This window comes from Vibrio sp. V42_P2S4T144 (genome assembly GCF_009904715.1).
Lineage (GTDB): Bacteria > Pseudomonadota > Gammaproteobacteria > Enterobacterales > Vibrionaceae > Vibrio > Vibrio alginolyticus.
In genome coordinates this window covers 1-9639 of the sequence record NZ_WXWS01000105.1, presented here as the reverse complement: position 1 = coordinate 9639, position 9639 = coordinate 1, and the positions used below count along the sequence as shown (strand labels likewise).

The window sequence follows — 9639 nt, the reverse complement described above, 5'->3', positions numbered from 1 at the left end:
GGCAATATGTACGACCACAAGCTGAGTTTATGGCATTTCTGGTGCTCAATTATTTCCGTCAATGTCCTGTTTTTCCCAATGCACTTCCTAGGCTTAGCAGGCATGCCAAGGCGCATACCGGATTACGCCATTCAGTTTGCTGATGTTAATCAAATAGTATCAATTGGTGGGTTTGCATTTGGGTTGTCACAACTGATCTTCTTATGGTTGGTGATCAAGTGTATTCGTGGCGGGGAGAAGGCTTCTGCAAAACCGTGGGAACGTGCGGAAGGCTTAGAGTGGACAGTGCCAAGCCCTGCGCCGCATCATACGTTTACTACACCGCCTAAGATTGACTAGCAAAGAGTGGGGTGAGTGACATGAAACCGAATCCATCAAACAAGAAGCTCACAGTGAAGTTGCTTTTGGCGACCCTGTTAATGTTTGGCTTCGGCTATGCACTGGTCCCACTTTATGACGTGATGTGCGACGCACTGGGAATCAATGGAAAGACAAGTGAAGTAGCCGCCATTCAACCGACAGGTATGCAACCGGACATGAGCCGAACTGTTCGCGTAGAATTTATGGCGCATGTAAGCCCAGATATGCCTTGGGAGTTTAGACCCAAAGTGATTTCGATGGATGTTCACCCAGGTGAAGTCGTACAAACCGAATACCTTGCATTTAATGAAAGCGGGCAGAAGTTGGTGGGGCAAGCCGTTCCTTCTGTTTCTCCCGGGACTGGAGCTGCTTACTTCAATAAGATTGAGTGTTTTTGTTTTAACCAGCAGCCTCTGGATGGTAAACAGCAAGCTCAAATGCCGTTGATTTTTTATATCGAACCGGACTTGCCGGAGTCTATACACACGTTAACGCTGTCTTACACACTCTATAAACTTCCCCCTCCTACAGGCTCTTAGCCACTCAGGGAGAGAGATACAGACCAAGGTTGGTCAGTAAGGAGAGAAATTATGAGTAACAAGCCAGGAACATATTATGTTCCCGCTCAAAGTAGCTGGCCGATCATCGGTGCATTTGCTCTGTTTTTGGTTGCTGTTGGCGCAGGCATGACCGTCCAGGGGACACAAAGTGACGGTGCAGTGGGAACCATTGGTGGCATTGTGCTAGCGGTGGGCTTCTTGTTCTTGCTTTACATGTTGGCTGGTTGGTTTAGTAATGTGATTACTGAATCACTGAGTGGAAAATACAGCTCGCAAATTACTCGTTCTTTTCGCCAAGGAATGAGCTGGTTTATCTTTTCTGAAGTGATGTTTTTTGGTGCCTTTTTTGGTGCCTTGTTTTACGCCAGAATGATTTCTGTGCCTTGGTTAGGTGGGGCAGATAATAACTTCATGACCAACGAAGTCCTGTGGCCAACCTTCGAAGCGATGTGGCCACTCACACTGACACCGGGGGGAGAAACAACACAAGCTATGCCGTGGCAGGGCATACCCCTTACCAATACTATCTTGCTGCTATTGTCGTCTATTACGCTACATATGGCGCATATAAGCCTTGAACAAGACAAAAGAACGGCACTGATTATTTGGTTAGAGATAACCATCGTACTTGCTGGCTTTTTCCTATATTACCAAGCGGTTGAGTATGTTCATGCTTATCAAGACATAGGGCTCACGTTGCAGTCCGGTATTTACGGTAACACGTTCTTCATGTTGACGGGGTTCCACGGTTTACACGTTTGTCTTGGGGCTATCTTCTTGATCGTGCTGCTGTTCAGAATCGCTAAAGATCACTTTTCGCCAAAGAACCATTTTGCCTTTCAAGCGGGCAGCTGGTATTGGCATTTCGTGGATGTGGTTTGGTTATGTCTGTTTGTGTTTGTTTACGTACTTTAGGCGCAGTGTGAACTCTTGGTTCGACTAATAAGGGCGAGGGTTTGGTGCTAGCCAACCCGAGCTGAGCGCAATAAGCAAAAGGACGACCACCAAAGCGGAGAACATGACTCGACGGCCTAAGTAATGACTCATGGGTTTGTCTCTTTTTTTAGGATTATCTGGGTCTTCACGAACCATTTCGATAAGCGCTTTTGCGAGGTTGAAGATAATGAAAAGCAGCAAAAGGACAAGCGTCAGTTTGAATAGAAATACGGTGGACATGGCACCTCCGGTTTCATCATTGTTGTTATCAAGACAATTATGGCTATCGAAACGGTTTTGGGTTGCAGTTGGTTTAACTGTGGTTGTGTTTTCTCTTTTGGTCAAACTGGGTTTTTGGCAGTTTGAGAGAGGGCAAGAAAAACAAGCATTGGAACAAGCCATTCTCGCGCGTGCGGATAGTGCGTACCAAGCACTAAGCGTCGTTCTTGAAGACAACGACTGGCGAGAGGAAAGTATCCTCGGGAAAAAAGTGGAAGTTAATGTTGTTCCTCAGGCGTTTCCCGTAATTTTGTTAGACAACCAAACGCATCAAGGCAGTGTGGGATATTTAGCATTTCAGATTGTATTGACGATCGATGAGCCTAGTGCCTATGCGTTATTGGAGCTTGGTTTTGTCGAGGGAAGAGCAGAACGCTCAGTGTTACCAACGGTCACCAAACTCGATAATTCGACTTTCATCACAGGACGCCTGTACCGAAAATCTACTAATCCACTGAGTTCAGAGTTAATGCCGGAAGTTGGCGATGTTATTCGCGTGCAAAACCTAAACATCGCGCAATTGAATCAGCTACTGAATATTGAACTTATGCCCGCAGTCTTGCAGCCAGACAATTTAATTCGTTGGCCTTATGACTTTCCTTGGAATCCATTGCCACTCAATAGTGCCAAACATTTTGGCTATTCGATTCAATGGTTTTCGATGGCAGGTGTTTTCTTATTACTGACTTTAATTGTTTTTGTTCGTTGGCAAAAAAAGTTGCGTCACATGGAGGTGAAGCATGACATCTAAAGTAACCAAAGGACGACTAATGTTGATTGCGCTGGTTTGTACGTTCGCGCTTCCCGCTGTCATTGCAAAAGTCATTCTCACACAAGGGTGGTATCAAAGCGGAGTGACCAATAGAGGCGAGTTAGTCGAACCATACACGACGTTAGAGCAACTTGGTCAAGAGTCACCTCTCAAAGACCATGCTTGGCAACTCGCTTATGTATTGCCTAACGAATGCACTGAACAGTGTAAACAGCAGCTTTACCTGCTTCAGCAAAGCCATGTTGCTTTAGGTAAGTATCAAGAGCGAGTAGTGCCAGTCGTTTGGCAGACTGAGCATTCAGACTCCATAGAAGTATCGATGTTAGCGATGCAAATGAATGAATTGGTTACCGCAAAAGTGAAACCTGGGCAAATGTTGATCGTTGATCCTCTTGGGCAACTGGTGATGTCTTACTCGCCGAAACCAAATGAGGACTTAGTCCTATTGAATAAAGGTATGTTGGCGGACTTACGCAAGCTCTTAAAACTGTCACGAGTCGGTTAGAGGAAGTGCATATGAAATTAATTCAGTTGGTTAGATTCAGTTTGCTGCTAACTCTCGTGGTGATCATGTTAGGGGCATATACTCGCCTTTCAGATGCAGGGTTAGGTTGCCCGGATTGGCCTGGTTGTTATGGGCACTTTTCTGTGCCGCATCAAGAAGAAGACGTCATACGTGCTAACCTGAACTTCCCCGAGCGGGCAGTAGAGCATGAGAAAGCATGGCTTGAGATGATTCATCGCTATTTTGCGGGAACGTTAGGTTTAGTCATTTTTGCGATGGCAGCGATATCAGTAAGGTCTGAGCGTGTAAATTCAACCATTCCGATGTTGCTAAGCGTATTGGTGATTGGGCAGGCACTTTTGGGAATGTGGACAGTTACTCTTAAATTAATGCCCGTCATCGTGATGCTTCACTTGCTCGGTGGTTTTGTTTTATTGGCGTTACAGGCGATTTTTTACTGCCAATTAAAAGCGCAAAACAATCTCTATTTCTCTCCATCTTCTAGCTCTCTGAGAGGCTTTTCATTGTTGGTTTTCCTGGTTGTTTTGGTGCAAGTGCTCCTTGGAGGATGGACTTCGTCAAATTATGCTGCGCTGATGTGTACCACACTGCCGATTTGTGAGGGAGACTGGATGAGCCATCTCTCATGGAAAGAAGCGTTTTCTTTCTGGCAAACTGGATTCGAGAATTATGAATTTGGTGTCTTGGAGTATCCGGCAAGAATGACTATACACGTCACTCATCGTATAGGCGCTATTGTTACCGCCACCGTGGTATTGGCTTATAGTATTGGGCTTATGAGGCAAGATTCTCATCATTCACAGAGAATCGGAGGGTGGTTGTTATTCACTCTGGTGTGCCAAATTATGCTGGGTGTAAGCAACGTAGTATTTCAACTTCCTATCTATGTCGCGGTGGCGCACAACCTTGGTGCCGCTGTTATGTTGAGTCTCGTTTGTGTTAGCCAGTTTTACTTGTGGCAGGGTAAAACGGCTTGGAATTACACCGCGAAAGGAGTTCGCTATGAGTAAAGAAATCGCGCTGTCGTTAAATGGGCGAAAGCGACTAAGTTCCGTTTATTTGAAGTTAACGAAACCTAAAGTGGTGGCGTTAATGTTGGTGACGGCAGTAGTAGGGATGAGCTTAGCCCCGGTTGATGATTTCCCCTGGTTGCAGGCGGTAGTTGGCCTAACGGGGATTGGTCTGATGGCCGGGTCTGCGGCAGCGTTTAATCATCTAATTGACCGCCGAATTGATGCGAAAATGGCACGCACACACAAACGACCATTGCCATCGGGTGAGACTAAGCCATCATCGGTGATAGCCTTCGCTACAGTTTTAGGTGTCTTAGGGTTTGTACTTCTATATGCGATGGTCAACCCGCTGACGGCATGGTTGACTTTGATGAGTTTGCTCGGCTATGCGATGGTATACACAATGTACCTCAAACGTGCTACGCCCCAAAATATCGTCATTGCAGGGATTGCCGGTGCGATGCCGCCTCTTCTCGGTTGGACTGCTGTAACAGGGCAATTACATGCGAATGCTTGGCTGCTCGTGATGATCATTTTTATCTGGACGCCACCACATTTTTGGGCTCTCGCTATTCATCGTGTCGAGGATTACCGCAAGGTAGATATTCCCATGCTGCCAGTGACACACGGCATTGAGTACACCAAAACTTCTATTCTGTTGTATACGGTGCTATTGACTTTGGTTTGTGTTCTACCGGTTTTGGTTGGCATGGTCGGCGTGGTGTATCTTTTTGCCTCGCTACTACTCAATGTTGGCTTTATGTACCAAGCATGGAAGCTAAAATATGCACCAGAGCCAAATACCGCGATGGAGACGTTTAAATTCTCTATCTATCATCTTTTGGCGTTGTTCATTGCATTGCTTTCGGATCACTATATTGGTTTTTAACCTCTCTTAAAGCAGAAAACGCCGCGTGGTTCGCGGCGTTTTTGGTTTTGATACTTTGGCTTTAAGACAAAGCTTTCTAGATTTATTGAATTTCTAGCAGCTCAACATCAAAGATCAAAACACTTGCTGGTGGAATTGGGCCAGAGCCACTCTTACCATAGCCAAGCGTGCTTGGTACGAAAAGGCGGATTTTCTCACCTTCTACAATGTATTGTAGACCTTCTTGCCAGCCTTTAATGACTTGGTTAAGACCAAATGAAATCGGCTCACCACGATTAACAGAGCTATCGAATACCGTGCCATCAATCAGGGTGCCGTGGTAGTGTACTTTTACTTTACTTGTTGCAGTTGGGTGAACCTCACCTTCGCCTTTTTCAAGAACCATGTATTGAAGGCCACTTTCTGTTGTGATAACGCCTTCTTTTTTCGCATTTTCTAGTAAGAATGCTTGGCCTTTGGCAAAGTTTTCATCTGCTACTTTATGGTTTGTCCAAGTACGGTAAATGAAAAAGCCCGCCAAAATAAAAATAATAAGAGGAAACAAAAATTTAGACACGTGATCTCCTTGTCTATTTAGGTTGTTTTAGCAAAAAGTTGATGGTTTCTGCCATGGCTTCAACGCTGTCATGACCACCAGTAATCACTTGATATTTTCCGTTTACGATAAAGGCTGGAACGGAGTTAATTTGGCCGCGAGTCGTGATCGCTTCTGCCTTAGTGATGTACTCAAACAGCGTTTTTTGCTGTGCTTCATCTAAATGGTAAGGGCTGATAAGGTTGCGAGACTCAAAGGCTTTCTCAACAGCGATTTGGCGTTCCTCAGCCGTTGCATCGGCACCCATTTGCACAGCAGTAAAAAGATCCGCCATAAACGCTTTATCTGGTGTTGATTCAAGCTGCATTACGGCAGTATAGAAGATGATGGCGCTCACTTGTGCACTTTCATTGAACGTTACATGCATTTTTTCAACGCTTTGATCGGTCAATGATTCAATTTGAGGGACAAACTCTTCCATTGAGCGGCAGTGGCCACAAGTTAAAGAGAATGCTTCAGTCAGGGGAGCTAAATCATATTCTTCAAGGGATACTGGCAAAACTTCGTATTGTTTGCCTTGCTGAGGCTGACTCTTGCCGCTATCGCATGCCGACAAAGCCATTACGGCAACAACAACAGCAAAGCCTTTCGATATGGTTTTTAACATAGTAGTGCTCTAAATGAGAAATTTGCGTTAGTTTATCGGTTAACGATAGTGACTAAAACCATTAAATAACAATAAAGTGAGACCATTGGTAACAGACTTTGCCTGACGTATGGGCTGCAAGGGTAGGGTATTTTAGTGTTGCTTTTTATTTGAGAGATGATTTTGCATTGACTCCAGTGGCATGAACGCTGCATAGACAAACCAATCGGTGGACAAAAGCGCTAAAGATTCGGCGTGTTTTGTCGACACAATGAACAAGAGTTTTTCTACGTTGGTAATGGTATGAAGCATTGGTTTTTAATTGTTTGTGGCATTCTGGCCGGGTGCAGTAGCCTCGATCAAGATATGGTCCCAGGTGGGAACATTTTAGATACAGCTCCTAAATCAAACACTGAGCTGAGACACCCAGAATGGGGATACCCGAGCGCATCCAATGTGGCTTCTTCCCCTCGTTCATATCAAACGGCGAGGGCGTCAGTAAAAAAGTCGCAAAACGTGACCTCTCTGGAAATGTTCCTGAGCAGGCATAACATTCCTCACGAGACGCTCAGTGGTGGTCACCTGATGATACGTTTGAAAGAGCAAGTGCATTTTCAAACGGGTTCTGCACGGTTATCTGCTCAATCTCAAGACTGGATTCGAAACATTGGTCACTATCTGGCTGGAAGAACTGATGTTGATGTCGTGATTGATGGTCATGCGGATAGCACGGGAGCTGAAAGCTTCAATGACACGCTATCTGAAAAGCGAGCTCGTGAAGTAGAAAAACAACTATTGGCGACGAGTATTCCACGTCAACGAGTGTTTTCTAGAGGCTTCGGAGAGTATGTACCGAAGTGCAGCAATGCGACAGCGAGTGGTAAAGCTTGCAATCGGCGCGTAGAGCTAACATTGATCGTGGATGAATAACGCAGACGTTAGGCGGTAATCTTCGTTGTGTTGTTCTCACATACCCGTTATTTGCTTAGTGGAGTTTAAGTTCGGAGTTGAGCAAGAAGACTGAATAAGGAAAGCTCGCACGGCAACATTTAGCTAGAAAAAATAGAAAAGAGGCACCGTTAGGTGCCTCTTTTACATCCGCCAATGTTCATAGGGGGAACTTAGGCAAATTCTTTTTCAACGTAAGCGACGATGTCAGATGACTCGTATAACCACTGTGTTTCGCCATCTTTTTCGATACGAAGGCAAGGGACTTTAACTCGCCCACCACCTTGCTCTAGTTCAGCTCGATGAGTCGGGTTATTTTTTGCATCACGTAGCTCAATGTTCACCGATTGACGCTTCATTGCACGGCGGACCTTTACGCAAAAAGGGCAGGCTTCAAATTGGTAAAGTGCGTATTGTTTCGCTTTTTCATCAATACGTTGCTGTTCTTCTGCGGTGCGCTTAATACCACGAGGTGAGAACACCGCGTTCAGCAATAAGATAACCTTGCCTAAAATCCAACGGATAAACTTCATAATGATCCCTTGATGTTCATTGGGTAATTGTCCTTTAAGAATGCAATCATGATGCTTGTTGCACTGAGCGTGAAGTCTATCAGTTGTTTGAAATGGATAAAACCATGTATTTTATGCGGAAAATAGACGTTTAAACCAACCCCAAAAGCCACTTGCTGAAGCCGGACGGGCTTCTTTACCTTGATAAAAACTTTGCATGAGTTCGGTTCTGAATGCATCAACGTCCATGCGTTTCATGACAAGTTCGTGCTGCAATGTATTTTGAGTCTGCTCGGCATGATCGTGCGCCAAGCTGAAATCCATATTTAAATAGCCTTGCGTGTATAACCAAAGGTGGGTGACTAAGATTAGGTCTTCAGCAGATTGGTTAGTAAACTTATCCGCGTGCTCATTACCCAAGGAGTCAGTCAGAACTTGCTGCATACGCTGGGTAGAGTGAGCATGTTGCTCGTAGTTAGCACTTGCTTCAATATGTGATTTGGTCAAAAGGCCAAGCAGGTGAAGAGTAGGTGCTGTTGTGGGTTTGTTCTCACAAACTTTTGTAAATAGTTGTGACTGTTCTTTTAACCAACGCCGCTTTGCTGCTTTATGTTCTTTAACAAAGGGGATTTCTTCAAATCCCATCTCTTGACTCAGTTCACTAAGAGACGTCATGGTTTTTTAGTTCCTTCACCGTTACTTCGATATGTTGATCATTGATATCAACAAAAATTGAGCTGCCAGTAATCATAACAGAAAGGCTAGTACCTCGGTCAAGATGCTGACAAATCAAGTCGATAGCGTCATAGTCAAAGCTCTCTACGTTGACGGGAAGCATTGAGAACTTTCCTGACATTTTGTCCCACCAGACAGCCGCTTTGGTGTTATAAGTGTAAACTTTTACATGCTTTGCGAGGCGAGAAGCTTTCTTAATTCTGTCTGGTTCTGGTTCGCCAATTTCAATCCAGTGAGTAATGCTTTGATCATCGCCAACATGCCATAAATCAGGCTCTTCAATCGTAGAGAGTCCTTTTGTAAACTCCAGATTGCTTTGAGCATTTAAACAGTAAGCTAGAATGCGAGCCAACATTCGTTGCGGCTTTTCAGAAGGATGAAGGGCGATAGTTAGATTTTTAGAATCGTAATAGTCATTATTCATATCGGAAATGGCGATACGAAATTTGTAAATGGTTGGTTTAAGAGCCATAGATTTATATCGTTTTGTTGGCAAAATAAGTTTTAGGCAAAAAAATAGCCAGCTTTAAAAGCTGGCTATCGTATCAAATTCTTTAAGAATTAAAGTACTTTGATTTGCTCTGCTTGAGGGCCTTTTTGACCTTGAGAGATAACAAATTCTACTTTCTGGCCTTCAACTAGAGTACGGAAGCCGTCACCAGTGATTGCAGAGAAGTGAGCAAATACGTCAGGACCGTTTTCTTGTTGAATGAAACCGAAGCCTTTAGTTTCGTTGAACCACTTAACTGTGCCAGTAGCTGTGTTAGACATGTCTATTTCCTAAATATCTAAATAATGTAATCTTTCGCCTCAACGGCGCTTATAGCGTGGAAAAATAAATTGCTATTGCGTACCACAGGACGACGGGTTACAAGTAATCCAACGAAATGTGAAAACAAAGAACTTTCTTTCTAGCCGTGTTTGAGTC

The 9639-nt window shown here is 44.4% G+C and carries 15 protein-coding genes; 8 read left to right on the top strand and 7 right to left on the bottom strand.

The window, feature by feature from the left end; translation table 11 throughout:
- The 3 genes from CAG68_RS03415 to CAG68_RS03405 all read left to right on the top strand — a co-directional run.
- The coding region (locus tag CAG68_RS03415) for a cbb3-type cytochrome c oxidase subunit I (protein WP_202599837.1) at positions 1-339 on the top strand (339 nt) is incomplete at its 5' end.
- Positions 340-359: 20 nt separating this feature from the next.
- Positions 360-899 carry a cytochrome c oxidase assembly protein gene (locus CAG68_RS03410; RefSeq protein WP_005385211.1) on the top strand — a complete coding sequence of 180 codons (540 nt, stop codon included), beginning with the start codon at positions 360-362 and terminating at the stop codon, positions 897-899.
- 51 nt (positions 900-950) lie between these two features.
- Positions 951-1835: a cytochrome c oxidase subunit 3 gene (locus tag CAG68_RS03405; RefSeq protein WP_054728925.1), complete on the top strand. Its 885-nt coding sequence runs from the start codon at positions 951-953 to the stop codon at positions 1833-1835.
- Positions 1836-1859: 24 nt separating this feature from the next.
- Here CAG68_RS03405 and CAG68_RS03400 read toward each other — a convergent pair whose 3' ends face one another.
- Positions 1860-2096, bottom strand: a complete 237-nt coding sequence (locus tag CAG68_RS03400; RefSeq protein WP_161440793.1) for a DUF2909 domain-containing protein — start codon at positions 2094-2096, stop codon at positions 1860-1862.
- Between CAG68_RS03400 and CAG68_RS03395 the strand changes: the two genes are divergently transcribed.
- The 4 genes from CAG68_RS03395 to cyoE are packed head-to-tail and all read left to right on the top strand — an operon-like array spanning position 2095 to position 5335.
- A complete protein-coding gene (locus CAG68_RS03395; RefSeq protein WP_161440794.1) occupies positions 2095-2886 on the top strand; it encodes an SURF1 family protein in 792 nt (263 codons plus the stop codon). The genes CAG68_RS03400 and CAG68_RS03395 overlap by 2 nt on opposite strands.
- On the top strand, positions 2876-3412 hold the full coding sequence (locus tag CAG68_RS03390) for a hypothetical protein (RefSeq protein WP_054728922.1): 537 nt from the start codon (positions 2876-2878) through the stop codon (positions 3410-3412). The genes CAG68_RS03395 and CAG68_RS03390 overlap by 11 nt, the downstream gene beginning before the upstream one ends.
- A gap of 11 nt (positions 3413-3423) precedes the next feature.
- A complete protein-coding gene (locus CAG68_RS03385) occupies positions 3424-4443 on the top strand; it encodes a COX15/CtaA family protein (RefSeq protein WP_017635865.1) in 1020 nt (339 codons plus the stop codon).
- Positions 4436-5335, top strand: a complete 900-nt coding sequence (gene cyoE / locus CAG68_RS03380; RefSeq protein ID WP_054728919.1) for a heme o synthase — start codon at positions 4436-4438, stop codon at positions 5333-5335. Before CAG68_RS03385 ends, cyoE begins: the two co-directional genes overlap by 8 nt.
- An 82-nt stretch (positions 5336-5417) precedes the next feature.
- Here the strand turns inward: cyoE and CAG68_RS03375 are convergent, their stop codons facing one another.
- Together CAG68_RS03375 and CAG68_RS03370 are read right to left on the bottom strand one after the other, a co-directional pair.
- Positions 5418-5891, bottom strand: a complete 474-nt coding sequence (locus CAG68_RS03375; protein ID WP_017635867.1) for an FKBP-type peptidyl-prolyl cis-trans isomerase — start codon at positions 5889-5891, stop codon at positions 5418-5420.
- A gap of 13 nt (positions 5892-5904) precedes the next feature.
- The gene (locus CAG68_RS03370; protein WP_005375635.1) at positions 5905-6537 is read right to left on the bottom strand and encodes a thiol:disulfide interchange protein DsbA/DsbL; all 633 of its coding nucleotides are present in this window, start codon (positions 6535-6537) and stop codon (positions 5905-5907) included.
- A gap of 282 nt (positions 6538-6819) precedes the next feature.
- Between CAG68_RS03370 and CAG68_RS03365 the strand changes: the two genes are divergently transcribed.
- A complete protein-coding gene (locus tag CAG68_RS03365; protein ID WP_025768460.1) occupies positions 6820-7446 on the top strand; it encodes an OmpA family protein in 627 nt (208 codons plus the stop codon).
- 191 nt (positions 7447-7637) lie between these two features.
- Here CAG68_RS03365 and CAG68_RS03360 read toward each other — a convergent pair whose 3' ends face one another.
- The 4 genes from CAG68_RS03360 to CAG68_RS03345 form a co-directional block, all read right to left on the bottom strand.
- The gene (locus CAG68_RS03360) at positions 7638-7997 is read right to left on the bottom strand and encodes a glutaredoxin family protein (RefSeq protein WP_005375631.1); all 360 of its coding nucleotides are present in this window, start codon (positions 7995-7997) and stop codon (positions 7638-7640) included.
- Between the two features lie 111 nt (positions 7998-8108).
- Positions 8109-8651 (bottom strand): hypothetical protein, encoded by a 543-nt coding sequence (locus CAG68_RS03355; RefSeq protein WP_017635869.1) that lies wholly within the window; start codon positions 8649-8651, stop codon positions 8109-8111.
- Positions 8638-9183 (bottom strand): YaeQ family protein, encoded by a 546-nt coding sequence (locus tag CAG68_RS03350; RefSeq protein ID WP_005375627.1) that lies wholly within the window; start codon positions 9181-9183, stop codon positions 8638-8640. Before CAG68_RS03350 ends, CAG68_RS03355 begins: the two co-directional genes overlap by 14 nt.
- An 89-nt stretch (positions 9184-9272) precedes the next feature.
- The gene (locus CAG68_RS03345) at positions 9273-9482 is read right to left on the bottom strand and encodes a cold-shock protein (RefSeq protein WP_005375625.1); all 210 of its coding nucleotides are present in this window, start codon (positions 9480-9482) and stop codon (positions 9273-9275) included.
- Positions 9483-9639: the final 157 nt, after the last annotated feature.